The 26,786-nt window shown below is 60.2% G+C and carries 25 protein-coding genes; 17 read left to right on the forward strand and 8 right to left on the reverse strand.

The annotated features are described in order from the left end of the window. Nucleotides 1-41: 41 nt before the first annotated feature. On the reverse strand, nt 42-1,271 hold the full coding sequence (locus tag CDA63_RS14475; protein ID WP_088465177.1) for an HD domain-containing protein: 1,230 nt from the start codon (nt 1,269-1,271) through the stop codon (nt 42-44). A gap of 316 nt (nt 1,272-1,587) precedes the next feature. On the opposite strand from CDA63_RS14475, the gene porX reads away from it, so the two are divergent. Further along, a complete protein-coding gene (porX, locus tag CDA63_RS14480) occupies nt 1,588-3,153 on the forward strand; it encodes a T9SS response regulator signal transducer PorX (protein ID WP_088465178.1) in 1,566 nt (521 codons plus the stop codon). 877 nt (nt 3,154-4,030) lie between these two features. On the opposite strand, the gene CDA63_RS20540 is transcribed toward porX, so the two are convergent. Further along, nucleotides 4,031-4,372, reverse strand: coding sequence for a TonB-dependent receptor plug domain-containing protein (locus CDA63_RS20540; RefSeq protein ID WP_126546881.1), 342 nt, complete (start codon nt 4,370-4,372; stop codon nt 4,031-4,033). A gap of 217 nt (nt 4,373-4,589) precedes the next feature. On the opposite strand from CDA63_RS20540, the gene CDA63_RS21620 reads away from it, so the two are divergent. The 3 genes from CDA63_RS21620 to CDA63_RS21780 are packed head-to-tail and all read left to right on the forward strand — an operon-like array spanning nt 4,590 to nt 5,236. After that, nucleotides 4,590-4,715: a hypothetical protein gene (locus CDA63_RS21620; protein ID WP_262490664.1), complete on the forward strand. Its 126-nt coding sequence runs from the start codon at nt 4,590-4,592 to the stop codon at nt 4,713-4,715. A gap of 5 nt (nt 4,716-4,720) precedes the next feature. Next, nucleotides 4,721-4,900, forward strand: coding sequence for a hypothetical protein (locus CDA63_RS21775; protein ID WP_199797537.1), 180 nt, complete (start codon nt 4,721-4,723; stop codon nt 4,898-4,900). An 18-nt stretch (nt 4,901-4,918) separates the two neighbouring features. Next, complete coding sequence (locus CDA63_RS21780; RefSeq protein ID WP_199797538.1) at nt 4,919-5,236, forward strand: cysteine hydrolase; 318 nt, start codon at nt 4,919-4,921, stop codon at nt 5,234-5,236. 75 nt (nt 5,237-5,311) lie between these two features. On the opposite strand, the gene CDA63_RS14490 is transcribed toward CDA63_RS21780, so the two are convergent. Next, nucleotides 5,312-6,568 (reverse strand): pyridoxal phosphate-dependent aminotransferase, encoded by a 1,257-nt coding sequence (locus CDA63_RS14490; protein ID WP_088465179.1) that lies wholly within the window; start codon nt 6,566-6,568, stop codon nt 5,312-5,314. Between the two features lie 347 nt (nt 6,569-6,915). Between CDA63_RS14490 and tsaE the strand changes: the two genes are divergently transcribed. From tsaE to CDA63_RS14505, 3 genes are all read left to right on the forward strand, one after another. Then, the gene (gene tsaE, locus CDA63_RS14495) at nt 6,916-7,347 is read left to right on the forward strand and encodes a tRNA (adenosine(37)-N6)-threonylcarbamoyltransferase complex ATPase subunit type 1 TsaE (protein WP_088465180.1); all 432 of its coding nucleotides are present in this window, start codon (nt 6,916-6,918) and stop codon (nt 7,345-7,347) included. Between the two features lie 89 nt (nt 7,348-7,436). Beyond that, a complete protein-coding gene (locus tag CDA63_RS14500) occupies nt 7,437-8,672 on the forward strand; it encodes an alanine dehydrogenase (RefSeq protein WP_088465181.1) in 1,236 nt (411 codons plus the stop codon). Nucleotides 8,673-8,984: 312 nt separating this feature from the next. Beyond that, nucleotides 8,985-9,938 (forward strand): hypothetical protein, encoded by a 954-nt coding sequence (locus CDA63_RS14505; protein WP_088465182.1) that lies wholly within the window; start codon nt 8,985-8,987, stop codon nt 9,936-9,938. A 69-nt stretch (nt 9,939-10,007) separates the two neighbouring features. Here the strand turns inward: CDA63_RS14505 and CDA63_RS14510 are convergent, their stop codons facing one another. Then, nucleotides 10,008-10,409, reverse strand: a complete 402-nt coding sequence (locus CDA63_RS14510; RefSeq protein WP_088465183.1) for a sugar 3,4-ketoisomerase — start codon at nt 10,407-10,409, stop codon at nt 10,008-10,010. An 84-nt stretch (nt 10,410-10,493) separates the two neighbouring features. Next, nucleotides 10,494-11,405, reverse strand: a complete 912-nt coding sequence (locus CDA63_RS14515; RefSeq protein WP_088465184.1) for a flavin reductase family protein — start codon at nt 11,403-11,405, stop codon at nt 10,494-10,496. Between the two features lie 101 nt (nt 11,406-11,506). On the opposite strand from CDA63_RS14515, the gene CDA63_RS14520 reads away from it, so the two are divergent. Then, on the forward strand, nt 11,507-12,415 hold the full coding sequence (locus tag CDA63_RS14520) for a M28 family peptidase (protein WP_088465185.1): 909 nt from the start codon (nt 11,507-11,509) through the stop codon (nt 12,413-12,415). Here CDA63_RS14520 and CDA63_RS14525 read toward each other — a convergent pair. Then, the gene (locus CDA63_RS14525; protein WP_088465186.1) at nt 12,404-13,015 is read right to left on the reverse strand and encodes a hypothetical protein; all 612 of its coding nucleotides are present in this window, start codon (nt 13,013-13,015) and stop codon (nt 12,404-12,406) included. The two genes, CDA63_RS14520 and CDA63_RS14525, sit on opposite strands and share 12 nt — an antisense overlap. Nucleotides 13,016-13,119: 104 nt before the next feature. Here CDA63_RS14525 and CDA63_RS14530 point away from each other — a divergent pair, with 104 nt between their 5' ends. The 9 genes from CDA63_RS14530 to acs all read left to right on the forward strand — a co-directional run bounded on the left by CDA63_RS14530 (nt 13,120) and on the right by acs (nt 24,682). Then, entirely contained in the window at nt 13,120-13,542 is a 423-nt protein-coding gene (locus tag CDA63_RS14530) for an IS1/IS1595 family N-terminal zinc-binding domain-containing protein (RefSeq protein WP_088465187.1), read from the forward strand. Nucleotides 13,543-13,712: 170 nt separating this feature from the next. After that, entirely contained in the window at nt 13,713-15,158 is a 1,446-nt protein-coding gene (locus CDA63_RS14535; RefSeq protein WP_242434678.1) for a hypothetical protein, read from the forward strand. A 180-nt stretch (nt 15,159-15,338) separates the two neighbouring features. Beyond that, entirely contained in the window at nt 15,339-16,802 is a 1,464-nt protein-coding gene (locus CDA63_RS14540) for an MFS transporter (protein WP_242434679.1), read from the forward strand. 96 nt (nt 16,803-16,898) lie between these two features. Then, nucleotides 16,899-17,150 carry a hypothetical protein gene (locus CDA63_RS14545; protein ID WP_242434680.1) on the forward strand — a complete coding sequence of 84 codons (252 nt, stop codon included), beginning with the start codon at nt 16,899-16,901 and terminating at the stop codon, nt 17,148-17,150. 108 nt (nt 17,151-17,258) lie between these two features. Next, nucleotides 17,259-19,076, forward strand: coding sequence for an SLC5/6 family protein (locus CDA63_RS21400; RefSeq protein WP_242434681.1), 1,818 nt, complete (start codon nt 17,259-17,261; stop codon nt 19,074-19,076). Next, on the forward strand, nt 19,073-20,083 hold the full coding sequence (locus tag CDA63_RS21405; RefSeq protein ID WP_242434682.1) for a sensor histidine kinase: 1,011 nt from the start codon (nt 19,073-19,075) through the stop codon (nt 20,081-20,083). The genes CDA63_RS21400 and CDA63_RS21405 overlap by 4 nt, the downstream gene beginning before the upstream one ends. 119 nt (nt 20,084-20,202) lie before the next feature. Beyond that, the gene (locus CDA63_RS14555) at nt 20,203-20,583 is read left to right on the forward strand and encodes a response regulator transcription factor (RefSeq protein WP_088465189.1); all 381 of its coding nucleotides are present in this window, start codon (nt 20,203-20,205) and stop codon (nt 20,581-20,583) included. Between the two features lie 12 nt (nt 20,584-20,595). Beyond that, nucleotides 20,596-22,581 carry an AMP-binding protein gene (locus CDA63_RS14560; protein WP_088465190.1) on the forward strand — a complete coding sequence of 662 codons (1,986 nt, stop codon included), beginning with the start codon at nt 20,596-20,598 and terminating at the stop codon, nt 22,579-22,581. A gap of 172 nt (nt 22,582-22,753) precedes the next feature. Beyond that, nucleotides 22,754-24,682 carry an acetate--CoA ligase gene (gene acs, locus CDA63_RS14565; protein WP_088465191.1) on the forward strand — a complete coding sequence of 643 codons (1,929 nt, stop codon included), beginning with the start codon at nt 22,754-22,756 and terminating at the stop codon, nt 24,680-24,682. Between the two features lie 126 nt (nt 24,683-24,808). Here acs and CDA63_RS14570 read toward each other — a convergent pair whose 3' ends face one another. Beyond that, nucleotides 24,809-25,363, reverse strand: a complete 555-nt coding sequence (locus CDA63_RS14570; protein WP_088465192.1) for a hypothetical protein — start codon at nt 25,361-25,363, stop codon at nt 24,809-24,811. Nucleotides 25,364-25,375: 12 nt separating this feature from the next. Next, a complete protein-coding gene (locus CDA63_RS14575) occupies nt 25,376-26,530 on the reverse strand; it encodes a zinc-dependent alcohol dehydrogenase (protein ID WP_088465193.1) in 1,155 nt (384 codons plus the stop codon). Nucleotides 26,531-26,786: the final 256 nt, after the last annotated feature.

Genomic DNA, 26,786 nt, shown 5'->3' on the forward strand with positions numbered 1-26,786 from the left:
TGTTCTCCGCAACAACTACCCCCGCCAACTCCCCAACCACCTTACAATATCTCTTTGGGGTAGCAGATATAGTGCTTCTCCACGCGCTGGCCCAAGGCCTTGATGTTGGGCAGGTCGGAGGCTTCGGCTACGTTGACGACCTGGCCGCGCTTAGTGAGTACGTCGATGGTGTCGCGGCCCTCGGCGTCGTAGGCGTTGTTGCTGATGCGGCCGGCAATCATGAGTTGGGCTGCGTCGGTGGGCGAGAGGTTGAAACGGGCCGCAATCAGCTCGATGATGCCGAGCTGGAATTCCTCCTCGAACGGCTCGGCCTGGAGCGTGATTTTGAATAAATGCCGGTCGAGCATGCTCTGGGCCAGGTAGCGCAATACCGTGTCGGGATGGTCGGCCCACAGCTTTACGGCGCCCCATACGTCGGTGTCGTCGAGGCGGGTGAAGCGGCGCAGGATGGTATCGTCGGCCTCGAACTGTGCCTGCGTGACGTTGCGCGAGAGGAAGAAGTGCAGGTTGGGCGACGCGGGAACCTCAGTGCCGGACCGCACCAGGTCGCGGGCCCGCTGCATGATGCGGATGACCATCTGCTCGGCGCTGGTCACGGTTTTGTGCAGGTACACCTGCCAGTACATCAGCCGCCGGCTCACCAGGAAATTCTCGATGCTGTACACGGCCTTTTCCTCCAGTACCAGCCGCTCATCTACTACGGTCAGCATTTTAATCAGGCGGTCGGCACCGGGGCGGCCTTCCTGCACGCCGGTATAAAACGAGTCGCGGTTGAGGTAGTCGAGCCGGTCCATATCAAGCTGGCTGCTGACGAGCTGATGGAAAAATGGCCGCGCGTAAGTGCCCTGGAAAATGGTAATGGCCAGGTCCAGCGCCCCATCGAACTCCGCGTTGAGCTTGCGCATGAGGTGCAGGCTCACGGCCTCGTGGTGCACATCGTCGAAAATGCTGCGCTCCAGGGCGTGGGAGAGGGGGCCGTGGCCAATGTCGTGGAGCAGAATGGCCGCCATGGCCGCCTCGCCCTCCTCGGCCGAAATCTTCACGCCCTTGTCCTTGAGCGTGCGCAACGCCAGCGACATGAGGTGCATGGCCCCCAGGGCGTGGTGGAAACGCGTGTGCAGCGCCCCCGGGTACACGAACATCGTCAGGCCCAGCTGCTGAATCCGGCGCAGCCGCTGGAAATACGTGTGCTCAATCAGGTCGAAAAGCAGTTCGGTCGGGATGGTAACGAAGCCGTAAACCGGGTCGTTGAAGATTTTCTTTTTGTTCATGTGGGGTCCGGGGGAAGGGGCCTGGCAGGGCTTTGGGGGCAGCTAAACAAGCCTCGGCCGACAAGCGCCTGCCCGCAAAGCCAACTTTTTTAGGGTACTTTGCGGTTGTATTAGCGCAGAATATCTGCTTTCTATAATTTTCCGACAACCAAAAGCCAGGGATTGGGAGTAAAGCTACTTACGAAACTTCAGTTGCAACCCACCGTCGCCGGGGCGTCTCTTTGACAAACCTGGTACCGGGTAGCAACGCCCGAAGCTCGTTCAACGGACCGTAGGCGGACGCCTGCGGCTACTGACGCTACTCTCAACCCCCTGTATGCAACAATACAACATCCTCTGGGCCGATGATGAAATCGACCTGCTCAAGCCCCACATCCTCTTCCTCAAAGACAAGGGCTACGACGTAACCGGCGTGAATTCGGGCGCCGATGCGGTAGAAGAAATCCAGGAGAAGAACTACGACATCGTGTTCCTCGACGAGAACATGCCCGGCCTGACGGGCCTCGAAACCCTCACTGAAATCAAGGCTCTGCGCCCCACCGTGCCGGTTATCATGATAACCAAGAGCGAAGAGGAGCACATCATGGAATCAGCCATCGGGGCCAAAATTGCCGACTACCTCATCAAGCCCGTCAACCCAAGCCAGATTCTGCTGGCCGTGAAAAAGGTGCTCGACAACAAGCGCCTCGTCAGCGAGGCCACCAACTCCGGCTACCAGCGCGACTTCCGCCAGCTCGGCATGCAGCTCGGCGACCGGCTCAGCCCGAGCGAGTGGGCCGACGTGTACAAGAAGCTGGTGTACTGGGAGCTCGAAATCAATGAAACCGAGGGCAAGAGTATGGCCGAGGTGTTCAACATGCAGAAGGATGAGGCCAATACCTACTTCGGCCGCTTCATTCAGGAAAACTACGAAGACTGGCTGCATGGCGACGAGGACGCCCCGCTCATGTCGCACCAGCTGTTCCAGAAGCGCGTGTTCCCGCTGCTCAAGGAAACCGGCGACACGTCCGTCTACTTCATGCTCATCGACAACCTACGCTACGACCAGTGGAAGGTGCTCGAACCCATCATCGCGGAGTTGTTCACTGTCGATTCGGAGGAAACCTACTACAGCATTCTGCCTACCACCACGGCCTACGCCCGCAATGCCATCTTCTCGGGCATGATGCCGAGCGAAATCCAGAAGAAATACCCCAACCTCTGGGTTTGGGATGACGACGACGAGGGCAAGAACCTGCACGAGGCCGAGTTCATGGAAATCATGTTCCAGAAGGCCAACCAGAAGCATAAGTTCAGCTACCACAAGGTAACCAACCTGCAGGCCGGCAAGGACTTGCTGGGTAAAATGGCCAACCTGCACAACAACTACAAGTGCAACGTCATCGTCTACAATTTCGTGGACATGCTCAGCCACGCCCGCACCGATATGGCCATGATCCGGGAGCTGGCGGCCGACGAATCGGCCTACCGGAGTCTCACCAAATCGTGGTTCCTGCACTCGCCACTCTATGAGATGTTCCAGCAGATTGCCGAGCGCAAGGGCAAGCTCATCATCACCACCGACCACGGCACGATTCGCGTGAAGCGGCCCTACAAAATCGTGGGCGACCGGAACACGAACACCAACCTGCGCTACAAGCACGGCAAAAACCTGGGCTTCGACGATACCAAGGACGTGTACACCGTGCGCAAGCCGGAAAACATCTTCCTGCCCCGCGAAAACGTGAGCACCGCCTACGTATTCACGGTCGGCGACTTCTTCTTCGCCTACCCCAACAACTACAACTACTACGTGAACTACTACAAGGACACGTTCCAGCACGGCGGCATCTCCCTGGAGGAGTGCATCATCCCGTACGTGACCTTGAGCGCGAAAGGGTAGGGTGTTAGTCTAGCTATTTCTAGTTATAGCGGTTTCGTGAACCGTATATCCATTTTGCAGCGACGCATATTTGCGTCGCTACATCGAACAATGACGTTGCGATGATGCGGACGACAAGACTCAAAGGGTATACTGTTCACGAAACATCTATAGTAATCAATCTGATGACCGGGAAATGCTGAAATTACTACCCTTCTTTGGCTTCGTATGTGTTTTTGCCTATTTCAGTTTGTATCCTCTCAGAAGCAATCATGAAAGCGGAGAGCTTAACAGATTATACGCACAATCATTCGATGGGGAAGTTGTGATGATTTCTCAGGCGCGCGGATTTAAAGTGCGACTTAAGAATTCTCCCGATGAATATAACTTAAGTGGAACAGCTAGCAATAATCACTACCTAGCCGATAGCCTTTATTGGGGCGATTGGATATCTAAAAAAACGAATTCAGATACAATTATCCTCAAATCTAAGAGGAGTAGCGCGGTATCTGAATGGAAGATTTGGAGACAATAGATATGTGTCAGGATTAATAAAGAGGGCCGCCATTTCTGGCGGCCCTCTTTGGCGTTCTAAGCCCATTGCCAATGACCTTGGTGCTTATGATGATAGGGAAAGTGAACTTCAGTCTCATCAGCGCCTTGTCGAATCTCATGCAAGGCCACCCGGGTAAGCGCCCGATCATGAACCCACATTTCATGAATGAAAGAGCGTGAGGGCTGATGAAAGTTATTCCAGAAGCTACTGTGCGCCCGGATACGGCCACGTTGGCGGGGCGTCCAAGCCCAGCGTTTTTTAGGTTGTTTCATGCGAGTCGTAGGTTGGTACCTACAGCTCGTGGTTAGTGGTGAGGTGGCGTTTCATAGATGAAAGAACTTTTTAGTGGTCGGTCGGGGTCGGTTTAGTGGTCATTAGAATGACGCCGTTGCGGGCCGCATTACCATATAGCTTCATGCTTTGCGGTGCTCTTATAGTGCGTATTGAATTAGTGTCAATCTGATCTGGGTTAATACTGTTCAGTTGCAGGCTGTCTGCAACCCGACCATCAATAATAAAAAGTGGTCGTTGGCTGGGCTTGGAAGGGCCACAGTAAAGGCGGATGACAGTAGTGGTACTATCAGAATTTCGGGGGGCTGAGATGCTTACTTTGCCGATAGGAGAATTCTGGGCGCTGGCGGCGAAACCAAGTAACAACAGGGGTAGCAACAGATAGCGACTCATAAGAATTGGGGTTAGCGTGATTGTTTCTCCCGCAACTCCCGCAACTCGCCGAGGCCGAGGTCGGTGCGTGCGGCTTTATCGTGGTTGGTGAGGAGTAGGGCAACATACGGCTTTTCGGGGGAAAGCGGACAGTCGTAAGGGTGTGCCGGAGGCGGGTTGGTTTTGAGGCGAGGAAAGGATAACTTACTATGCTTCAAAACGCTAACGCCCTGCAGCTATGAATCCAAACACCACTGCCATTGTCCTGATTGAGTTTCAAAACGACTTCACCAGCCCCGGCGGCTCTCTGCACGAAGCGGTGCGCCCCGTGATGGAACAGACCAATATGCTGCCCACACCATAGAGCTGGTGCAACGAGCCCGCCGCTACGGGGCAACCATCGTGCATTTGCCCATCAGCTTCACCGACAACTACCAGGAGCTGAGCCGCCACCCCTACGGCATCTTGAAGGGCGTAGTCGACAGCAAGTCGTTTCGGCAAGGCTCCTGGGGCGTGGAAATTGTGGAAGCCCTGCACCCCGAACCCTAGGATATCATCATCGAAGGCATGCGGGGCCTCGATGGGTTCGTGAGCACCAACCTCGATTTCGTGCTTCGCCAGCGCGGCATTACCCACTTAGTTCTGGCTGGTTTTCTAACCAATTGCTGCGTCGAATCGACCATGCGCACGGCCTACGAGCTGGGTTACCAAGTGACCACGCTCACCGACTGCACCGCGGCCATGAGCGAGGAAGAACAGCAGCTGGCCTGCGAGAAGAATTTTCCCATGTTCTCGCACCCTACTACCCACACCGAGCTGCTCAGCCACTTAGCCGCCCCCGAAGACGAAGAAGTATTCCAGGAAGGGCGGGGGTATAACCGGTGATGCAATGAGGTGGCCAAGTGGGGCAGTGAGGCGATGGGGACTCGCTCCTTTGAGGCGTAGCGCAGGCCCCACCACTTAACGCAACGCCTCCAAAGCCGCCCGCAGCCGGGGCAGCGCCGCCTCAATGGCTTCGAGCGAGGCCCCGCCCACTGACATCCGGAACCAGGGAGCCGTGCCATCGGTGCCGAAGGCGCTAAAGGGCACTAGCGCCAGCCGGGCCTCGCTGATGAGGTAGGAGGTGAGCTGTTGGGTGGTATCGAGCCGTTGCCCGGCGGGCGTGGTGCGGCCCAGCACGTCGAGCTTGGCCGTGAGGTAAATGGCGCCCATTGGCACCATCGAATCGACGGGTAAGCCGGCGGCTTTCAGATGCTGCAAACCCGCGTGCAGGGTATCAAGGCTTCGCTTGATGTTGTGTTTGAACGTGTTCAGAAATGCATCTACGGCCGCAGCCTGGGGCAGGTATTGGCCCACAGCCACCTGCTCGGCTTTTGGGGCCCAGGCACCCACATGGCCCAAAATGGCCTTCATCTTGTCGATTACCAGGGTTGGCCCGAAGGCGTAACCTACCCGCACGCCAGTGGCCGCCAGGCACTTCGAGATGCCATCAATGTAAATCGTGTAGTCGCGCAGGCCGGGGCGCAGGCTCACCGGGTCGTAGTGCTGGGTTTCGCCGAAGGTGAGGAGCCAGTAAATCTGGTCGTAGAGCAGGTAGAGTGGCTTTTCGGCGGGGCCGCGGCGCAGGTTTTCGGCCAGCACCAGGTCGCAGATGGCTTCCAGGTCGGCGCGGCTGAAGACGGTGCCGGTCGGATTGAGCGGGGAGCATAGGGCCAACATCGTGGCTCCGGCCAAGTGGGGTGCCAGCTCCTGGGCGGTGGGCATGAAGTTGTTTTCGGGACGCGTGAGTACCGTTACGGCTTCGGCCCCCACCAGGTGGCAGTAGTGGTTGTTGTTCCAGCTCGGCACCGGAAACACCACCCGGTCGCCGGCGTCGAGCAGGGCCCGGTAGGCGGCGTAGATCAGGGGGCGCGAACCGCCGGCGACTAGAAAATCGGCCGGCGAATAGCGTAGGCTCAGGCGGTTTTGGGTGAAGGCGGCAGCGGCTTCGCGCAGCGCGGCCATGCCGTTGGCGGGTGGGTAGTTGGTCTGGCCCTGCTGGTAAGCCAACACAATTTCAGCCTCCAACTCGGCCGGAATTGGGAAAATACTCGGGTCGAAGTCGCCAATGGTGAGGTTGCAGATCTGCTCCCCCTTGCGAATCATATCGTTTACCTCATTGCCAATTTTAATGATTTCGGAGCCAATCAGGCCCTCGGCCATTCGCGAAACTTGCATGGTAGTACTGCTGGTTTGGGTCGGCCAAATGTAGGCAATAAGCAGGGAGATGGTGTAGGGTAACGTGGGGATAGGGAGTTGCTATCCGGTAATTCTCTTGGCGCAACTGGTGCAGCCAGGGCTTTGCATCAACCAACTTATCAGTTCTGCTTGGCCTATTCAAAAGCTACGCCTACGGTTGGCGGCCCGCCCTAATATGTATTGCCCGAGTCTGATCCCCAGCCTTAGCCTGGGGCCCGTTCCGCCGGCCCGGGAGCCGGGGGGCAGCAGTAAAACTGCCGCGTAATTAACGGTAGCTGGTCTGGCCGCGCCGGGCTTCGTAAACTTGCGCCTCATTCCGCTTCGCCATGGCCACCTCTTTACTTACCCTCACTATCCCCGATTTGGCGGCGTTGCCCGCCGCCGCCGCCCAGGTGCGGGCTGCCCTCGCGGGCCATACTATCATCTGCTTCGAAGGCGAGATGGGAGCCGGTAAAACTACGTTCATCAAGGCGTTGGGCCGCGAGCTGGGTATAAGCGAGGAAATCAGCAGTCCCACGTTCGCGCTGGTGAATGAGTACCGCACGGCCGCCGACCAGCCCGTGTACCACTTCGATTTTTACCGCCTCGACGACCCCGCCGAAGCCGAAGGCATCGGGGCTTCGGAGTACTTTGATTCTGGCTATCTTTGCCTGATTGAGTGGCCTGGCCGCGTCGAGCCCCTATTGCCCGATCATCGCCTCACCCTCACGCTCACCGTCACCGGCCCCTCTTCGAGGGAATTGAAAATTGAGATTTAGAAAGTAGCGCTTGTCCTTCTCCGCCGTCATCCTGAAAGTGGCAACTCCTGGTTTTTAATCCTCAATTCTTGGTTTTTAATTGAAAAAAGATGCCCCAAGCAGTACCCTCCGGCTTCGAGTCGCTGGCCGCCAGCCGCGCCTACTTCACCCAGGAATCGATGCTGGCCGTGGAAACGCGCAAGCGCAAGCTGTTTATTGGGCTGCCCCGAGAGACTTCCCTGCAGGAAAACCGCATCTGCCTTACGCCCGAGGCCGTGAAGCACTTAGTAGAAGGCGGCCACGAGGTGCTGCTCGAAAGTGGAGCCGGCGAGCCCAGCCGCTACTCCGACCACGAGTATTCGGAGGCCGGTGCCACCATTGCCTACTCGCAGAAAGAGGTGTTCGAGGCCGATATTATTCTGAAAGTGGCCCCCGCCACCTACGAAGAAATGGAATATCTGCGGGCGGGCCAGACGCTGATTTCGGCCCTGCAATTTGGTACGCTCACGGCTGATTACATTACGGCCCTGCTGCGCAAGAAAATCAACGCCATCAGCTTCGAACTCATCAAGGACCCGAGTGGGGCGCGGCCGGTGGTACGGGCTATGTCGGAAATTGCGGGTTCGACGGTGATGCTGGTAGCGGCCGAATACTTAGCTGCCCGCGGTGGCGACGAGGGCAAGGGTATTATCCTGGGCGGTATTACGGGGGTGCCGCCTTCGCAGGTGGTCATACTGGGGGCTGGCACGGTGGCCGAGTATTCGGCGCGGGCCGCCATCGGGCTGGGGGCCGAAGTGAAGGTGTTTGATAACCATCTGTACAAGCTACGCCGCCTTAAGCAGAACCTGGGCCAGCCCCAGCTTTATACCAGCACCCTCGACACGTTTGCCCTTAATCAGCAGTTGCGCCGCGCCGATGTGGTTATCGGGGCCCTCAACCCCGAGGAAGGGCGCATCCCGTTCATGGTGTCGGAGGAGGCGGTTTCGCAGATGTCACCCGGCTCGGTGCTCATCGATGTGAGTATCGACCAGGGCGGCTGTTTTGCTACAAGTGAGGTGACCAGCCACGCTAAGCCCGTTTTCCGCAAGTACGACGTCATTCACTACTGCGTGCCCAACATCGCCTCGCGGGTGCCGCGCACGGCTACCAATGCCCTCAGCAACATCTTCACGCCCATTCTGCAGGAAATCAGCCAGCATGGTGGTGTGAATGAGGTGCTGTTCACCAACGAGCATTTCCGCTCCGGCGTGTATGCCTACAAAGGCTCCCTGACCAACGCCAGCATCGCTCGCCGCTTCAACATGCGCTACAAGGAGTTGGCTTTGATGATTGCCGTGCGCAACTAAGAGCACGGATACCGCAGATGGAGGTAGGCTGGTGCAACATAGTAGCGCAACGGAATCTTAGGCTAAATCACTCCCTATTCTGCCATGTATAAGCCGACTGTCTTCGTTGCCTGCTGCTGGCCGTCATCGGCAAGCCCTCAGCCTGGGGCCAGAAGATGCCACTTGCTACCCATCGGTAGCCGTCAGGAGCGGGGGGAGGCGGTAATGCGGAAATAGGGGGCCAGAGGAGGCGACCAACATGGCGTAACAGCAGTTATTTGGATATTGCGTAAGTCAACCTTGCCCTAGCACGGGGGTCCGCTAGCTACTCTTATGGATATTATTCGCCCGTTATGCACTGCTTGCTTGGTCCTGATTACTGCCTGTCAGCCCACCTCTAATTCGCATGCCCTCCGCCTCCAGTTGCTCGCTGATACGCAGCAGCGCACAAATGACAACATGCTGAAGCAGGGGGAGAATATGCTACTAGGTATAAAGGCTGCGGTAGAAAGGGACCGTAATCAGCCAAAAGACATCGTTGTTCTAGAGCAGGCCGAGAAAATTCTGAAGCAGACGAAGGTTCTGACAAGCAACTTGCGCAACGCCCGGGCAGAGTTGGGGAAACAGTTATCAGCTACGGGGCAGGGGCTGAGTGACCACGTCCCTGTCGCCAATGTCCTCTTGTCTTCTGCTACTGCTACTTCCGCCGATAGCCTGTACCAGCAGTCAATTCGCTTCGGCCGTTTTATCCGCCCGCTTATTGCACCACCAGCGGAAAAGCAACGGCTGTCAGGCCCAAATGCTGCTTCGACACCGTTCGGGCAGCTGTTCACCACTGCCGAAACCTATCGAAAGTTCTATTTCGAGGATGCAACAGCAGTGGAAGCGCTAGCCGTATTAACCCAGCAGGAAGCGGAGGTTTTGCAGCTAAGCAATTCGGCGTTGGGTGACCAGGCGCGGCTACTAGGACGAGGCTACGACGGATTCTATAAGATTTATGCTTACGCCGTAGCGGAGTCGAACACCGTTCGGGTTGGAGAGAAGTACAAAGCTAATTTATTGCTGTTAAGAAGCAGCGGTGCCACGGAGAAGCTCAAGATGGGGGCAAATGGCGTGGCCGTTCCGGTGAGCGAAGATGGCCGGGGGCGGGTGGAATTTAGGGTTGCCCGGCAATTGCCACCCGGTCAGGACTCTATGCGCGCTTTTTGGGAGGGTACCATCAGCCTATATGTTTACGGCCACGACAGTACTTTCCGGCTGCGGGTGCCTTATACGATTCGTAAATAGAGGCTCTGCTGCTAATTATAGTATCGGCTGAATCAGGAGTAGTAAGTCGTGTGCTTCCGCCCACCAAGGCTACCCGCTTACCAGCCGGGCAAACTGCCCGTAGTCGCGGATGTAGTCGGCCTCATCATATTCTATGGAAGCCAGGCACATGAGCACCGCGCCGGGGCCGAAGCGGATTTCGCGCCAGCACAGCGGCGGCACGTACAGGCCCTGCGTGGGCTGGTCGAGGCGGAAAGTATGGCGCTGGCGGTCGGGTGTTTCCACCAGTAGCTCGATGGTGCCATGTACAGCCACAATCAGCTGTTCCAGCGCGTGGTGGGCGTGGTTGCCGGCTACTTTGGTGGTGGGCACGTCGGCAGTCCAATACACCCGCTTGACTGGGAACGGCAGCTGGCCGCCCTCCGCGATAATGAGGTGGCCCAGCGCGTCGGAGCCGGTGGCGGGAAAGTCGAGCAGGTGGGGGAGCGGCATGGGTTACGGCGGGGTGTTGGGGCGGGCGTGGCGTAGGCCGGGTAGCGTGCGAGAAGCAGCTGAAACAGTGAATCGGGTACGGCCTTATTCTGCCGCCAGCAGGAGCGTTTTCCAGGCGTCGAGCAGGCGGCCCTCTTCCAGCAGCTTCTTGCCCAGAATCATCAGCTCCTCGCGCTGGCGGGTGGGCGAACCGTGGTGCTGGCTCAGGGTGTAGCTCACCAGCGGCTCGTGGCGGAAGGCGGCTACCTGCTCGGTTGTGGGAATGGACTGGGCTTCGATGTTGGCCAGCCGGCCCAGGTTGTTGCCAGTCAGCAGGTCGGAGGTACGCAGGAACTCCGGGAGCTGGTCGATGCCGATGCCAAGGTTGCGGTTGGGCTTGGGCACCTCGAACAGGCTGCTGCCCGAGGCCCGGCAGTACCAGTCGCCGCCGAGGCGGGCAATGGCGTCGAGCTTGAACGGGTCGATGCCGGAGCCGCTGGGCAGCACGATGTCTTCGCGGAAATGGGCCATCACGACCCGGCAGATAATCAGGTTGCCGGCCCCGTTGTTCTGGCCCAGCTCAATTACCTGCTCCACCACGCACTCGAAGGCGGCCGGGGCCTCGGCCACCCGGGGCGGCTTCACCTTCTGGCTGGGCAGCTGAGTGAAACCGGCCTTCACGAACTCGTTCACGCCTTTTTCATACTCAGTGCTCGACAGCGACATCTGCTCGACCATGGCGTAGTCGCAGATGTGGATGACGACTTCGGGCACCTCGCGCACATTTTGCAGGGTGTGCTTCTGGGAGTTGTCGCGGACCCGGTTGGCGGGCGAAAACACCAGAATGGGCGGGTTGGAGCCGAAGCAGTTGAAGAAGCTGTAGGGGCTCAGGTTCACGCTGCCATCGGCCGCAATGGTGCTGGCGAAGGCCACGGGGCGCGGGGCAATGGCGCCCACCATAAAAGGGTGCAGCTCGGCGGGCGTAAGCTGGGCGGGGTCGATGGTGCGGAAGGACATGGGGCGAAGGTCGGACTTATCGGCGTAATTTCCCGCCGGGCCGCCGGGGCGTCTGCTCCGAAACCCTAATTGTCAATTACTGCCTTACGCTACTACCACTTATGCTCCGCCTACTATTGTTGCTGCTGCTCGCCGGTCCGGCCGTCGCCCAAGTTCCGGCCGATACAGCCCGGTTGCGCCGCCACTTGGTGGCCCTCACCACCACGCCCGAGCCGCGCAATTACCGCCACCAGGCCAGCCTGAACCAGGCCGCCGACTACATTAAGGCGGAACTGGCCGCCGCCGGGGGGCAACCCACCGAGCAGCCCTACACGGTGCAGGGCCAGACTTACCACAACGTGCTGGCCCACTTCGGCCCCGAAACCGGCCCCCGCTTGGTGGTGGGGGCACACTATGATGTGTGCGGGGAGCAGCCGGGGGCCGACGACAACGGCACCGGCGTGGCTGCACTACTGGAGCTGGCCCGGCTCCTGGGGCAGCAAGCCAACCTACCTTACCGGATAGATCTGGTGGCCTACACGCTGGAGGAACCGCCATTTTTTCGCACCAAAAACATGGGCAGCTACGTGCACGCCCAGGCCCTGCGCGCGGCCGGCGTGCCGGTGCGCGGCATGGTGGCCCTGGAAATGCTGGGCTATTACGACGACCGTAAGGACAGCCAGGACTACCCTTTCGGACCGTTGAAATGGGTGTATGGCAGCCGAGGTAACTACGTGACGGTGGCTCAGAAATTCGGGAACGGCCACTTCGGTCGGCAGTTTGCGCGGCGTTACAAAATGGCCGCCGCGCTGCCCGTGAAGCGCTTCAAGGCCCCCGCCTGGCTGCCCGGCATCGACTTCTCCGACCACCTCAATTACTGGCAGTTCGGCTACTCGGCGGTATTGCTCACCGATACGGCCTTCTACCGCAACAAAAGCTACCACGAGCCCACCGACACCCTGGCCCGCCTGGATATGCGCCGCCTAGGGCTGGCCGTGGACGCGCTGCTGGCCGTAGTGCTACAGGGTTGAGCTTGTAATATCGGCCGGCTGACCCACCCACACCCAGCTGGTCTGCACGAGGAGGTAGCGGTTGCCATCTTCCGCGGTGTGAAAATAATGAGGTCGGGTGAAGGCCCACGCCGGCCAGCCAGTTGGGTAATCGAGGGCATCCAGCCAAGTTTCCCAGGGGTGAGTAGTCCAGGTCAACGTATCGGCGCCGGGCAGCTGGCAGTACTCCGGGGGTAGGGGAGGACCGGCAGGATCAGGCCCCCCAAACGTACCGCCGTATCGCGCCCGCCTCTCGCCGATGCCGGCCACTGCCTGAGAGTTGTGCGCAAAATCAGCTCCCTCCACCAGCCAGATGGCCAGGTAAAAGGGCTCCGGTTGGGCCCGCAATTGCTGCTGCCAGTCGAAGAAAGTAACCAGCAGATGCCCGGCTGCTAATTGCCGTACCCGTTGCGGGGGCTGGCGGTGGTGCCAGTGCCATAGCCCGAGGCCCAGCTTCTCGTAGTCGTAGCCATACCGTTGCAACATTCCCTCCGACAGGGGCGCAGCCGTAAGGCTTTGTTGCATAAGGCGTTTCAGATGGCGGGTGCCACCTCGGAGCTTCTGGCGGGTGAGGTAGCGCATAGCTGACAAAAGTTAAGATAAGCAGTAATGCAGGATAGTTGCTAAACTACTATATCTTTACTAAATAGCTATAGCTTGCAATAAGCCCTTACTTACCCGTTCTCATGTCCCAGCTCCGATGCCCCAAGTGCGAATCGATGGAAGCCACCAAAAGTGGTATTGTGGGGGGGCGGCAGCGTTATAAGTGCCGAAATTGCGGTTACCACTACTCGGTGGCCAAGGCGGGCAAGGAAACCAATCCGTACTACGTCATTAAGGCATTACAACTCTACATTGAAGGCGTGAGCTACCGCGAGATTGAGCGGTTGCTAGGCGTGAGCCACGTGAGCGTGATGAACTGGGTGAAGAAGTACGGCGTGAAGGCCCCACGGCAGCCCGACTACCACCCGACCTATAAAATACTCAACCAGAAGGAGCTGGCCGAGTTTTTCCAGCATCCGGAAAACCTGAAGGGCTCGGGCATGATGATTACCGAACTGGGCGATAAGTATATGCTCATCAAGTGGGAACGGTTTCGGCAGGGGTAGAGCTATAAGGGTTTAGCGGAACTATAGCTTACATGTGAGTTCCGGGCGGGGATTTTTCTATTTGGGTAAGCCGAAGCGCGGCGGCAGCTGCCGTTGTCATTGGAGCTGACCCATTCCCACCCCTTTATTTCTCCCTTCACATCATGATAAACGTCCGTTACCCACTAGTAATGAGTGCGTTGTTGGCTGCTGCCACGGCTTCGGCCCAGGTGCAGTCGCCCCCCGCCGGCAACCCGCCCGCTCCGGCTCCCGCGCCCCAGGCCGCGCCGCCCGCTTCGGAGGCTCCGACCGCTTCGGTACCCTACGGAGCCGGCCTCAAGGTCAACCTCTCGCCCGATGGTTCGAAGTACTTCCGCATCATCAACTGGCACCAGGTCTGGACCCGCTACAACAAGAACAACACCGGCTCGCAGCGCGTCGCCGGCGACCCCGAAAGCAGCACGTTCGATGTGGGCCTGCGCCGCTCCCGGGTCCTGATTTATGCCCAACTCAACCCGCGCTTTCTCATCATCACCCACTTCGGCATCAACAACCAGAATGCTGTGAGTGGGGGCGTGGGCATCGGCGACCCCGGCAAAAAGCCCCAACTGTTCATCCACGAGGCAATGGTGGAGTACAAGGTGTTCAAGTACATGAACATTGGGGCGGGTCTGCACTACCAGAACGGTGTTTCGCGCATGACCCGCGCCAGTACGCTCAACTTCCTGGCCTACGACGCGCCGATTACCAACTGGCCCACCATCGAGAAAATCGACCAGTTCGCCCGCTGGATGGGCATCTATGCCAAAGGCCGGGTGGGCAAGTTCGACTACGCCGTGTCGGTGAACGACCCGTTTGCCACCAACCAGGCCCTAACGCCGGCTGCCCAGCCCCTGAACGTAGCCGACTACAACCCGCGCAACAGCCACAAGGTGTACCAGGGCTACTTCGCCTACGAGTTCCTCGACCAGGAAGCCAACCTGCTGCCCTACCAGACCGGCTCTTACCTGGGCACCAAGCGGGTGTTCAATCTGGGCGCGGGCTTCATGTTCAACAAAGACGCCATGATGTCGCGGACCGGGGCCGTGCCCGTGCCCACCCCGGCCGACCCGTTTACCAGCGTGCCCAACAAGCTCCAGAACCTGGGCATTCTGTCGGCCGACTTGTTCTACGATACGCCTATCAACAAGGACGCCGGCACGGCCCTGACGGCCTATGCGGTGTACTACAACTACAGTTTCGGCACGAACTACGTCCGCAACATTGGCATTCTGAACCCGAGCACTGCCGGCGGTTCGAGCGCCATTCCGGGGGCGGGCACGCTGCGCGGCAATGCTTACCCTGTTGTCGGCACAGGCTCCTCAACCTACCTGCAGGCCGGCTATCTGCTGCCTACAAACACCCTTGGCGAGAAGGCCCGCCTGCAGCCCTACGCCGCCTGGATGCACGGCAACTACGACGGGCTGAAAGCCATCGGGTCTAAAGACGTGAACGTGTACGACCTCGGGGCCAACCTGCTGCTCGACGGCCACAACGCCAAGTTCACGCTCAACTACCGCGCCCGGCCCGACTACTCCAACCCCCAGGATGTCAACTACCGCCCCGAAATCACCCTCCAGACTATGATTTTCTTGTAGGAGCGGCGAGAACGAACGTGCTATTGTGCTGATATATCCCGCGCGACAAGCGGCGACCAAGGACCTGCCAGGAGGGTAATCTTTACATAGAATACCCTCCTGGCAGGTCCTTCACTCATTTACTAATTTCCGTACGCACTGCCCTTTACCATTTCTCTCACCACCAAATTTCCTTACTCTATGGAACCAGATGTACAACGCCCCGGCCCCGTAACGGCTGCTTCGGCAGAGCACGACAACAACCAGGTATCGACCGGTAAAATCTGGCAGGTCATTACCTCGTCCTCGGTCGGGACGGTGATTGAGTGGTACGACTTCTACATCTTCGGGTCGTTGGCCACGATTATTTCCACGCTCTACTTTCCTAAAACGAACCCGCTGGCAGCGCTGCTGGCTACGCTGGCGGCTTTCGCAGTGGGCTTCGTGGTGCGGCCTTTCGGGGCGGTGGTGTTCGGGCGGATCGGGGATATGGTGGGGCGCAAGTACACATTTCTGCTCACGCTGCTGCTGATGGGCGGCTCTACGTTTGCCATCGGGCTGGTGCCCACGTTTGCCACTATTGGCGTAATGGCCCCGGTGCTGCTGTTTCTGCTGCGCGTGGTGCAGGGCCTGGCCCTGGGCGGCGAGTACGGTGGAGCCGCCACCTACGTGGCCGAGCACTCGCCCGATAACCAACGGGGCTACTATACCAGCTTCATCCAGACCACGGCTACCATTGGCCTATTCGTGAGCATTGCGGTGCTCATTGGTACCCGTTTGGCCGTGGGCGATGAGGCGTTCAAAATCTGGGGCTGGCGGATTCCGTTCCTGCTCTCGGGCGTGCTCGTTATTGCTTCCTACTACATCCGCCGCCGGCTTGATGAGTCGCCGCTGTTTGCCAAGGCCAAGGCCGAAGGCACCACCAGCAAGTCGCCGCTACGCGACTCGTTCGTGGAGCCCGAAAACCGCAAGCTGGTGCTGCTGGCGCTGTTCGGAGCTACGATGGGGCAGGGCGTAGTGTGGTACACGGGCCAGTTTTACGCCTACTTCTTTCTACAAACCGTGCTCAAAATTGAGCAGATTCCGGCCAGCATTATCCTGTGCGTGGCCCTGCTGCTGGCCACGCCGTTTTTCATCTACTTCGGCAGCCTCTCCGACCGCATCGGCCGCAAGCGCATCATCATGACGGGCCTGCTGTGCGGGGCCGTGTTCACCATCCCGATTTTCTACGGCCTGAAGGCTTTCTCGGGCCCGATAGTGGAGAAAACCGCTGCTACTGTGGATGCCGCCGGCGTGGCCGTGCCCGCCGTGATGGTCGCCAACGAGCCCAATATGCTGGCCCTGATTGCCCTTATTTTCTGCCTGGTGCTGTTCGTAACGATGGCCTACGGCCCGATTGCCGCCTACCTCGTGGAGCTGTTCCCAACCAAAGTTCGCTATACCTCCCTGTCGGTGCCTTACCACATCGGCAACGGTATTTTCGGCGGCTTGGTGCCCCTGATTTCGACGGCGATGGTGGCTTGGGCTGCCGCCCAGCCCAGCGGCTTCCTGCAGGAGCACAGCATCTACTTCGGCCTCGTGTACCCGGTAGTCGTTGCCCTCATTACGTTCGTTATCGGCTCGCTTTACATGAAAGACATCCGCAACGTGCGCATCATGGATTAGCGCGCACCGCCCGGCTGCTTGCCAAAAAAGTCCGCCGGGCCATTGGTTCGGCGGATTTTGCTTGCTTTGACGGATGAGCCACAATCCCTGCTCCGCTTGGCGCACCAGGAACTACCCCTCAAACCCCACGCCATGCCCGCCATTATGCCCCCGGAACAGCCCGAACAGCGGCGCGGGCAGCGGCTGCTGTTTCTGGCGGTGCTGTTTGCAGTGCTGCTCAACTTCCCGCTGCTCGGCACCTTCAGCCACGATGCCCGTCTGGCCGGTATCCCCGTCCTGTACCTCTATGTGCTCGTGGTTTGGGTTGCGTTGGTAGCCCTGACGGGCTGGTTGGTGAAGGTGAAATAAGGAGGTAATGACATAGGACATTCCTCGTTTTTTCTGGGGACTTATCGGTCTCCCTGAATAATTCAATGCCATCTAGGCCACTATAACAGCACCTCATTACCTCACTGCATGTCTCCGCTGCTCGTCATTGGCTTTTCCTTTGGCTACCTCCTGCTACTGTTCGGGGTGGCCTACGCGGCCGAGCGGCGGGGGGCGGCGCGGCGCAGCCTCGTGAGCAACCCCTACGTGTACGCCCTGAGCATGGCCGTGTACTGCACGGCCTGGACCTACTACGGCTCGGTGGGGCGGGCCGCGCACTTCGGGTTGGAGTTCGTGGGCATCTACCTTGGGCCCACGCTCATGGCCCCACTGGCCTGGCTGGTGCTGCGCAAAATCATCCGCATCTGCCGGGCTCAGCGGCTCACGTCTATTGCCGATTTTATCTCGGCCCGCTACGGCAAGAGCGCGGGACTGGGGGCGCTGGCTACGGTGGTGTGCGTGCTGGGCGTGGTGCCCTACATCGCGCTCCAAATCAAGGCCATTGCGGCTTCGTTTGATATCCTGACCCGTGTGCCCGGCACGCTGGGGCTGCCGGTTGAGGATGCGGCGGCCGTGAGTTCGGCATTCTACACCACCGTGGTGCTGGCCTTTTTTACCATCATTTTCGGGGTGCGCTCGGTGGAGGCTACCGAGCGCCACGAGGGCATGGTGCTGGCTGTGGCCATGGAAAGCCTGCTCAAGCTAGTGGCCTTTCTGGTGGCCGGGCTGTTCGTCACCTACGGGCTGTTCCAGGGTTTCGCCGACGTGTTCGAGCGGGCCGCCGCGGTACCCGACCTGCGACGGCTCTTTACGCTCGAAGGGGTTGGTACCGCGCCGGGGCAGTGGTTTACGCTGCTGCTGCTGAGCATGTCGGCCGTGCTGCTGCTGCCCCGGCAGTTTCAGGTGGCCGTGGTCGAGAACGTGAACGAGGACCATTTGCGCAAGGCCATGTGGCTGTTTCCGCTCTACCTCATCGTCATCAATATTTTCGTGCTGCCGCTGGCCTTCGGGGGGCGGCTGCTCGACCCGGCCGGCCGTCTCGATGCCGATATGTACGTGCTGGCGCTACCCTTGCAAGCCGGGCGGCCCTGGCTGGCGCTGTTCATCTATCTGGGTGGGCTGTCGGCGGCCAGCAGCATGATTATCGTTGAAACCATTGCCCTGAGCGTGATGATGAGCCACCACCTGCTCATGCCGCTGCTCGTGCGCGTGCCCACGGCCCGGGCCGAAGGGCCGCGCTGGTTTGCCCGGCTTGGGCAGCTGGCCCTGCACAGCCGGCGGCTGGCTGTGGTGCTCGTGCTGCTGCTGGCCTTCGCCTACTACGCCGCCGTAGGCCACCTGCTGCCGCTCGTGAACACCGGCCTGATTTCGTTTGCCGCCGTGGCCCAGTTCGTGCCGGTGGTGCTGGGTGGGCTTTACTGGCAGGGTGGCACCCGCGGCGGGGCGGCGGCGGGCCTGCTGGCGGGCTTCCTGATCTGGTTTTACACGCTGGTACTGCCCACGATGGTGGGGCCGGGGCTGGTGCCCGAAACGGTGCTCACGAACGGACCCTGGGGCCTGAGCTGGCTGCGGCCGGGGGCGCTGCTGGGCCTGGAAGGGCTCGATGCGCTGTCGCATGGGTTGTTCTGGAGCTGGCTGCTCAATATCGGGCTCTACGTGGGTGTGTCGCTGCGGCGGGCCCCCTCGGCCCTGGAACAGCGGCAGGCGCAGCTATTCGTGCATGCCTTCCGCCAGCCCGCCGGTTTCGAGGCTAGTCCGGCGGGGTGGCAGGCCGCCGCCGAGCTACCCGATGTGCGGGCGCTTTTGGTAGGCTCCTGGGGAAGAAACGCACCGCGCAGGCATTGCATGCCTTCCACGAGCACTTCCCCGAAGCCCATGCCCCGGCCCCCAGCGCAGCCCTCGGAATGATGGCTTCGACGGATGTCCTAACGGCTCCCTCGTCCACTTCTTCCCCCAGCCAACCGTTGCCCCCCGCCGCCGACCCGCGCCTGCTGGCTTACGCCGAAAAACTACTGGCCGGGGCCGTGGGCCCGGCCTCGGCCCGACTGCTGCTGCGCTCCTCGGTGGGGGTCGAGGATATCAGCTTCGACAACGTAGTGGGTATTCTCAGGGAAAGCCAGCAGCTGCTAGAAGCCAACCGCCAGCTCCAGAAGCAGCAGCGCCAGTTGCAGCGCCTCACCGGGCAGCTCCAGCAGGCCTACGACCAGCTTCAGGAACTCGACCAGCAAAAGGATGAATTCCTGTATACCGTCACCCACGAGCTGCGCACGCCGCTTACCAGCATCCGGGCCCTTGCCGAAATCCTTTCCGATAACCCCGACCTCGAAGAGGATGAGCGCCACCGCTTCCTGCTCACCATCACGAAGGAGTCGGAGCGCCTGGGCCGCCTGATTGCGCTGGTCCTCGACCTCGAAAAGTACGAGTCGGGCACCGTGCGCCTTGCCAAAACAGACCTCGACCTGGCCGATATCATCACCGACGCCCTCGAAGCCATCGGCCCCCAGCTGCGAGCCAAACATATCCAAGTCGACCTCGCGGTGCCGCCCGGCCTGCCGGCGCTGCCCGGCGACCGGGACCGGCTCATGCAGGTGCTCGTGAACCTGCTCTCCAACGCCGCCAAATCGTGCCGGGCCGATGGCTCGGGGCGCGTGGGCGTGGGCGTGGCCGCTACGCCCACCGGCCTGGGTCTATGGGTACAGGACAACGGCCGGGGTATTGCGCCGGAGTTTCATCAGCTTATTTTCGACAAGTTCTACCAGGCCCAGCACCAGACTACCCGTAAGCCCGAAGGCTCGGGCCTGGGCCTGGCCATCACCAAAAAAATAGTGGAACTGCACGCCGGCCGCATCTGGGTCGAAAGCCAACCCAACCAGGGTGCGCGGTTCTCGTTGGAAATTCCGCTCCGCTCATCCTGACTATTACGAGCATCGAGCGGTGCCGAAGAACTACTATAAAAGGCAACTTCAAAAAACACCTTCTTATTGAGGTTCGCGCAAGTGGACGCTGGACGACAGAAGATTTTACGCTACTTCCTATGCCTCATACGCCGCACATTCTCCTGGTCGATGACGAGCCCAACATTGTGATGTCGCTCGATTTTTTGATGCGTAAGGCGGGCTACCAGGTGAGCATTGCCCGCAACGGCACCGAGGCCCTGGAGGCCGTTAGCCAGACACCCTTTGAAGTGGTCATTCTCGATATTATGATGCCCGATGTGGATGGCTACCAGGTGTGCCGCCAGCTGCGCCAGCGCCCCGACCGGGCCGGTACCCGCGTTATTTTCCTGAGCGCCAAAAGCAAGGAAGAGGACGTGGCGGAGGGCTACGCCGCCGGGGCCGACCTCTACCTGACCAAACCCTTCAGCACCCGCCAACTTATGGCGCAGGTGAAGCTGCTGCTGCCCGCCACGTCCTAACCCCGCCCGCCCATGCCAACGCCCAGCTATACCGCCGATTACGCCGCCAGCCGCCACGACCCGGCCGAATTCTGGGCCGGCCAGGCCCGCCAACTGGCTTGGCACCGCGAGCCGCCGCGCCCGGTACTGCGCCAGGAGCCCGGCACCGGCTTCGACCGTTGGTTTGGGGGTGGGCAGCTGAATACGAGCTGGCTCTGCCTCGACTACCACGTGCAGAACGGCCGCGCCGACCAGGTGGCTCTGATTTACGACTCGCCCGTAACCCAAACGGTCCGCCGCTACACTTACCGCGAGCTGCTGAACCTGACCAGCCGCTTCGCCGGGGGGCTGCGCCAGCTGGGCGTGGCTGAGGGCGACCGGGTGCTCCTCTACATGCCCAATATGCCCGAGGCGGTGGTGGCTATGCTGGCCTGCGCCCGGCTTGGAGCCGTGCACTCGGTGGTGTTCGGGGGCTTCGCGCCGGCCGAGCTGGCCGTTCGCATCGATGATGCCCGGCCCCGGGTGCTCATCTGCGCCTCGGCCGGCATGGAGTTCGACCGCGTAATTCCCTACCTGCCCCTCGTGACGGATGCCCTGGCCCGCGCCACCCACCAGCCGGACTACGTAGTGGTCAACCAGCGCGACTTCTGCGTGGCCGCGCTGGACGCGGAACCCAGCCCAACAGCCGAGCAGCCGGCCGGCCCGATCAAACTTGCCCGCCTTGTAGACTACCACGAGCTGCTGGCGGCGGAGCCCGTCGAGGCTGTGGCGCTCGACGCGGCGGCCCCGCTCTATATTCTGTACACCAGCGGGACCACCGGCCGACCCAAAGGCGTGCTGCGCGACCACGGCGGCCACGCGGTGGCCCTCAAGTACAGCATGAGCGCCGTGTACGGCCTGAACCCCGGCGACACCATGTTCACGGGCTCTGATATCGGGTGGGCCGTGGGCCACAGCTATATCGTGTACGGGCCGCTGTTGCACGGCTGTACCACGGTGCTCTTCGAAGGCAAGCCCGTGCGTACGCCCGATGCCGGCACGTTCTGGCGCGTGGCCGCCGACCACGGCGCGAACGTGCTGTTCACGGCCCCCACCGCCATCCGGGCCATTCGTAAGGAAGATCCCGAAGGCCACTTGGCCCGCCGCTACGACCTGAGCCAGTTGCGCCACCTGTTTCTGGCCGGCGAGCGGTGCGACCCCGCTACCTATGCCTGGGCCGGCGAGCTGCTGGGCGTGCCCGTTATCGACCATTGGTGGCAAACCGAATCGGGCTGGCCCATGCTGGCTACACTGGTGGGCTACCTCGACATGCCGCCGCCCCGCGCCGGCTCGGCTGGCCACCCCGTGCCGGGCTATGACCTGCAGGTACTGAATGAAGCCGGCCAGCCCTTACCGGCTGGTACCACCGGCCTGGTTACGGTGCGCCGCCCGCTACCGCCCGGCTGCCTGCCCACGCTCTGGCACGACGACGCCCGCTTCCAGGAGTCGTACTTCGACGCTTTTCCCGGCTACTACCTTTCCGGCGACGGCGGCTACCGCGACGCCGAGGGCTACTGCTACATTATGGGTCGGGTTGATGATGTGATTAACGTGGCCGGCCACCGCCTAAGCACCGGCGAGCTGGAAGAAATTCTGGCCGCCCACCCGGCCGTGGCCGAGTGCGCCGTGCTGGGCCTCCTGGATGAGCTGCGGGGCCAGGTGCCCGTGGGCCTGGTGGTACTCAAAGATGGGCAGGAACTCAGCGAAAACGACCTTGAACAGGCCCTGGTACAACTGATTCGCCAGCGGATTGGGGCGGTGGCCTGCTTCCGGCAGGCGGCCGTGGTAGCGCGGCTGCCCAAAACCCGCTCGGGCAAAATCCTGCGCAAAACCCTGCGCCAACTCGCCGACGGCGAAAAATTCCCCGTACCTTCTACCATCGATGACCCCGCCATCCTCGACGAAATCCGGCAAGTGCTGGCCCGGCGCGGAATAGGGCCGGGGGCCGAAACGAACCTACCGCCTCCACTGTCATCCTAGCTTGCGAAAGACCTGGTAAGAAGCTGTTCTCTGGAGTTACCCGCTTGCCACATCCTCCGTACTCGCTTGCTGCACGACACGCCCAGGATGACGGCTGTCTTTCACTCACTCACTCACTCACTCACTTATTCGCTCATTCACCGAGTCACCAATCCACTCATTCAACCCCGTTATGCCCACTGCCACTTCTCCCCAACACGCCCGCATCCGTACCCTCGAAGGCTACCACGAGGCTTACCACCTCAGCATTCATCATCCCAACGAGTTCTGGGCCGCTGTTGCCGAGCCGTTTACCTGGCGCCGTAAGTGGGACACGGTGATGGAATCGGATATGGCAGCCGGCGAAACCACCTGGTTTGCGGGAGCACGGCTCAACATTACCGAGAACTGCCTCGACCGCCACCTGCCTGCCCGGGGTAACAAGTTGGCGCTCATCTACGAGCCCAACGACACCAAGGAGCGCCACCTGCGCCTGACCTACCGCGAGCTGCACCAGCGCGTGTGCCAATTTGCCAACGTGCTGCTCAACAACGGCGTGGAAAAAGGCGACGTGGTGTGCCTTTACATGCCCATGATTCCGGAGCTGTCGATTGCCGTGCTGGCCTGCGCCCGCATCGGGGCGGTGCACTCGGTGATATTCGCCGGCTTCTCGGCCACGGCCATTGCCGACCGCGTGAACGACGCCCAGGCCACGCTGGTCATTACCTCCGACGGCCTCAACCGCGGCGCCAAGCAGATTCCGGTGAAGCGCGTGGTCGATGAGGCCCTCGAAACCTGCCCCTCGGTACGCAAGGTGGTGGTAGTGGAGCACTTGGGCTGGCCGGTACAGATGGAGGAGGAGCGCGACGTCTGGTACCACGAGGAGGCCGCCGATGTGGCCAAAACCTGCCCGGCCGAAGAGATGAAGGCCGAAGACCCACTGTTCATTCTCTACACTTCGGGCAGCACCGGCAAGCCCAAGGGCGTGGTGCACACCACCGCCGGCTATATGGTCTGGGCCGATTATACGTTCCGCAACGTGTTTCAGGTGGAAGAAAACGACGTGTTCTGGTGCACCGCCGACATTGGCTGGGTAACCGGCCACACCTACCTGCTCTACGGGGCGCTGCTGGCTGGCTCCACTACCCTCATGTTCGAGGGCATCCCCACGTACCCCGACGCCGGCCGGTTCTGGGAGGTGATTGACAAGCACTCGGTCAGCATCTTCTACACCGCGCCTACTGCCATCCGGGCCCTCATGGCCGAGCCTCTCGACAACGTGCTCAGCTACTCGCTCGACTCGCTACGCGTGATTGGTTCGGTGGGCGAGCCTATCAACGAAGAAGCCTGGCACTGGTACAACGAGCACGTGGGCAAGGGCCGCTGCCCCCTCGTGGATACCTGGTGGCAGACGGAGACCGGCGGCATCATGATTTCGGCCCTGGCCGGTATCACGCCCTCGGTGCCCGCCCGCGCCGGTCTGCCGTTGCCCGGCGTGTGGCCCGTACTGCTCCGCCAGGACGGCACCGAAATCGAAGGCAACAACGAGGAGGGCTACCTGGCCATCAAACAGGCTTGGCCCGGTATAATCCGTACCACCTGGGGCGACCATAACCGCGCCGTGCAAACCTACTTCGCGCCCTATCCCGGCTACTACTTCACCGGCGACGGTGCCCGCCGCGACGAAAACGGCCTTTACCGCATCATCGGTCGGGTTGATGACGTGATAAACGTGAGCGGCCACCGCTTCGGCACGGCCGAAATCGAAAACGCCATCAACCAGAACCCTAACGTGGTAGAGTCGGCTGTAGTGGCCTACCCCCACGAGGTGAAGGGGCAGGGGATCTACGCGTATATTATCTGCCGCGAGGGAGCCTGTAAGGGCGAGGCCGATAAGCCCCGCGTGGAGGCTAGCATTATCGAAACCGTGGTAGCTGAAATCGGCAAAATCGCCCGCCCCGACAAGATTCAGCTGGTAACTGGGCTGCCCAAAACGCGCTCCGGGAAAATCATGCGCCGCATCCTGCGCAAAGTAGCCGAGGGCGAAACCAGCAACCTCGGCGACGTTTCCACCTTACTCGACCCGGCCGTGGTAGACGAGATTATCCAGGGGGCCAAGTAAGGAGCCAGAAGGTCGGGAATTGAGCCGAATGTTCGTCGGTTGAGCCACGATCAAGACAGCTGTCAATCCAATAAAAAAGCCCCTCTGCCAGTGTGGCGGAGGGGCTTTTTTACTGGTTAAGAAACTTTAGAAGCGGCTTAGGTAGTCACGGTCGGCAGGCTTGTTCTTGCTCTTCTTCTTTTTGTTGTTACCCGAAGAAAGCCATACCACCAAGCCCGCCGTAACGGCCCCGATAGTGGCCATTTTGGTCACGAAAGCGGTGCGGTTGTACTTCCACTCCATATCGTAGCCTTTCTCGGCCCAGATGTTAGGCAGCTTGCCATGGGCCAGGTCCAGTACAATGTTTTCTACTACATCTACGCGGTCGGCCAGTACGAGCGGCAACCAGCGCTTATACTGGTTCTCCGGGTACTTGTAGGCTTGGCGACGGATCATGCCGCTCAGGCCGACGGGCGGCTCGGGCGTACCAAATACGGCCGACACATTCTTGCGTTCCACCGATTTCAGTACCTCCTCATCAACGGGCTGCAGGTTGTCGGGGCGGCTTTTGCTGTTGGGGTCCTCCTCGGCGTTCATGCGCTTGCGCATGGGGTAAGTGGGGTCGTTATTGGGGTCGGCATCAATGCCCCAGCCCTTTATTTGCTTGGGGTCGATGGGGGTATTTATGGCGGTATCTTTCATGGGAAGGGGCAGTTACTGGTTGGCGGTTGGGGGCATGAGCACGGTTTTGATGCAGTTGTCGAGCTTGTTGGAGAACATGCGGTAGCCGTCGGCCACTTCTTCCAGCGGCAGGCGGTGCGTAATCAGCCCCTTGGGGTCCAGTACGCCGTTTTGTACGTGCTCAATCAGGCGCGGCAGCAGGCGCTTCACCGAGGTCTGGTTGCCCCGGATGGTCAGGCCCTTGTTCATGGCGTTGCCGATGGGAATCAGGTTATCGGTTGGGCCATACACGCCCACAATCGACACCACGCCACCTTTTTTCACGGCATTGATGGCCCAGTGCAGGGCCGTGGCCGAGCCAGCCTGTAGCAGCAGCTTGCGGCCGGTAATGGTTTGCAGTGTGTTGCCTTCGGCTTCGGCACCCACGGCGTCAATGACGCAGTCGGCTCCCATATAATCAGTGATTTTCTTGATGAACATCACTGGGTCGCCGATTTCCTCGAAGTTGTAGGCCTCGCAATACGCGTAGTTGCGGGCGAAATCGAGGCGGTATTCCTGCTTATCGATGATGATAACCCGGCCCGCCCCAAACAGCCAGGCGCAACGGGCGGCCGTAATGCCAATGGGGCCGGCTCCGAATACTACCACCGTATCGCCCTCTTGGATGCCGGCCATTTCGGCGCCCTGGTAACCAGTCGGAATTACGTCCGTGAGCATCACGGCATCGTCTAGGTCCATATCGGCCGGAATGATAACCGGGCCCACATTTGCGTAGGGTACGCGGGCGTACTCAGCCTGCCCGCCATTGAAACCACCGGCCGAGTGCGAGTAGCCATAAATGCCGCCAATTGCACCGGATTCAGTGTTAGATTCCTGGCAGTTGCCGTACATTTCCTGCTTGCAGAAATGGCACACGCCGCAGGCAACATTGAACGGGACAATCACCCGGTCGCCCACTTTTACTTTAGTCACTTCGGACCCAATATCTACTATTTCGCCCACGAACTCGTGGCCAAACGTGGAGCCCACGCGGGTGTCGGGGATGTTGCCGTTGTACAGGTGCAGGTCGGAGCCGCAGATACAGGCGCGTAGCACGCGCACAATGGCATCCTGAGGATGCTTGATTTCCGGCATGGGTTTCTGCACGGCACGGACCCGCTTGGGGCCCCGGTATTCCATTGCTAGCATAAGAATTTTAGGGAAAGGTTACGGAAGGAAATAAAAAAGGGCGTGTGCCAGGAATACGAGTGGCGGAAACAGGTATTTCACCGAGCCTAGCTCTGGTACTTACTAGACTCCCAACGGCAAGGTTGCTACGGTTGCGTTTGAAAATAGCGGTAATTAGCGTCTGATAGAGGGTATAAGCAATAACTGCGCCGGGTTGCCCGCTACAATGTAGCGGCAACCCCGGCGCCGTTAGGTTGGCTGTAGCGCTAAATTCTAG

Origin of the sequence: Hymenobacter amundsenii, from assembly GCF_002204745.1 — a bacterium.
Classification (GTDB): Bacteria; Bacteroidota; Bacteroidia; order Cytophagales; family Hymenobacteraceae; genus Hymenobacter; species Hymenobacter amundsenii.

Excerpts from the sequence above, each read along its gene's own strand:
- CDA63_RS14475 (WP_088465177.1), bottom strand. The coding sequence starts at position 1,271 with ATGAACAAAAAGAAAATCTTCAACGACCCGGTTTACGGCTTCGTTACC.
- porX (WP_088465178.1), top strand. The coding sequence starts at position 1,588 with ATGCAACAATACAACATCCTCTGGGCCGATGATGAAATCGACCTGCTC.
- CDA63_RS20540 (WP_126546881.1), bottom strand. The coding sequence starts at position 4,372 with ATGAGTCGCTATCTGTTGCTACCCCTGTTGTTACTTGGTTTCGCCGCC.
- CDA63_RS21620 (WP_262490664.1), top strand. The coding sequence starts at position 4,590 with ATGAATCCAAACACCACTGCCATTGTCCTGATTGAGTTTCAAAACGAC.
- CDA63_RS21780 (WP_199797538.1), top strand. The coding sequence starts at position 4,919 with ATGCGGGGCCTCGATGGGTTCGTGAGCACCAACCTCGATTTCGTGCTT.
- CDA63_RS14490 (WP_088465179.1), bottom strand. The coding sequence starts at position 6,568 with ATGCAAGTTTCGCGAATGGCCGAGGGCCTGATTGGCTCCGAAATCATT.
- tsaE (WP_088465180.1), top strand. The coding sequence starts at position 6,916 with ATGGCCACCTCTTTACTTACCCTCACTATCCCCGATTTGGCGGCGTTG.
- CDA63_RS14500 (WP_088465181.1), top strand. The coding sequence starts at position 7,437 with ATGCCCCAAGCAGTACCCTCCGGCTTCGAGTCGCTGGCCGCCAGCCGC.
- CDA63_RS14505 (WP_088465182.1), top strand. The coding sequence starts at position 8,985 with ATGGATATTATTCGCCCGTTATGCACTGCTTGCTTGGTCCTGATTACT.
- CDA63_RS14510 (WP_088465183.1), bottom strand. The coding sequence starts at position 10,409 with ATGCCGCTCCCCCACCTGCTCGACTTTCCCGCCACCGGCTCCGACGCG.
- CDA63_RS14515 (WP_088465184.1), bottom strand. The coding sequence starts at position 11,405 with ATGTCCTTCCGCACCATCGACCCCGCCCAGCTTACGCCCGCCGAGCTG.
- CDA63_RS14520 (WP_088465185.1), top strand. The coding sequence starts at position 11,507 with ATGCTCCGCCTACTATTGTTGCTGCTGCTCGCCGGTCCGGCCGTCGCC.
- CDA63_RS14525 (WP_088465186.1), bottom strand. The coding sequence starts at position 13,015 with ATGCGCTACCTCACCCGCCAGAAGCTCCGAGGTGGCACCCGCCATCTG.
- CDA63_RS14530 (WP_088465187.1), top strand. The coding sequence starts at position 13,120 with ATGTCCCAGCTCCGATGCCCCAAGTGCGAATCGATGGAAGCCACCAAA.
- CDA63_RS14535 (WP_242434678.1), top strand. The coding sequence starts at position 13,713 with ATGAGTGCGTTGTTGGCTGCTGCCACGGCTTCGGCCCAGGTGCAGTCG.
- CDA63_RS14540 (WP_242434679.1), top strand. The coding sequence starts at position 15,339 with ATGGAACCAGATGTACAACGCCCCGGCCCCGTAACGGCTGCTTCGGCA.
- CDA63_RS21400 (WP_242434681.1), top strand. The coding sequence starts at position 17,259 with ATGTCTCCGCTGCTCGTCATTGGCTTTTCCTTTGGCTACCTCCTGCTA.
- CDA63_RS21405 (WP_242434682.1), top strand. The coding sequence starts at position 19,073 with ATGATGGCTTCGACGGATGTCCTAACGGCTCCCTCGTCCACTTCTTCC.
- CDA63_RS14555 (WP_088465189.1), top strand. The coding sequence starts at position 20,203 with ATGCCTCATACGCCGCACATTCTCCTGGTCGATGACGAGCCCAACATT.
- CDA63_RS14560 (WP_088465190.1), top strand. The coding sequence starts at position 20,596 with ATGCCAACGCCCAGCTATACCGCCGATTACGCCGCCAGCCGCCACGAC.
- acs (WP_088465191.1), top strand. The coding sequence starts at position 22,754 with ATGCCCACTGCCACTTCTCCCCAACACGCCCGCATCCGTACCCTCGAA.
- CDA63_RS14570 (WP_088465192.1), bottom strand. The coding sequence starts at position 25,363 with ATGAAAGATACCGCCATAAATACCCCCATCGACCCCAAGCAAATAAAG.
- CDA63_RS14575 (WP_088465193.1), bottom strand. The coding sequence starts at position 26,530 with ATGCTAGCAATGGAATACCGGGGCCCCAAGCGGGTCCGTGCCGTGCAG.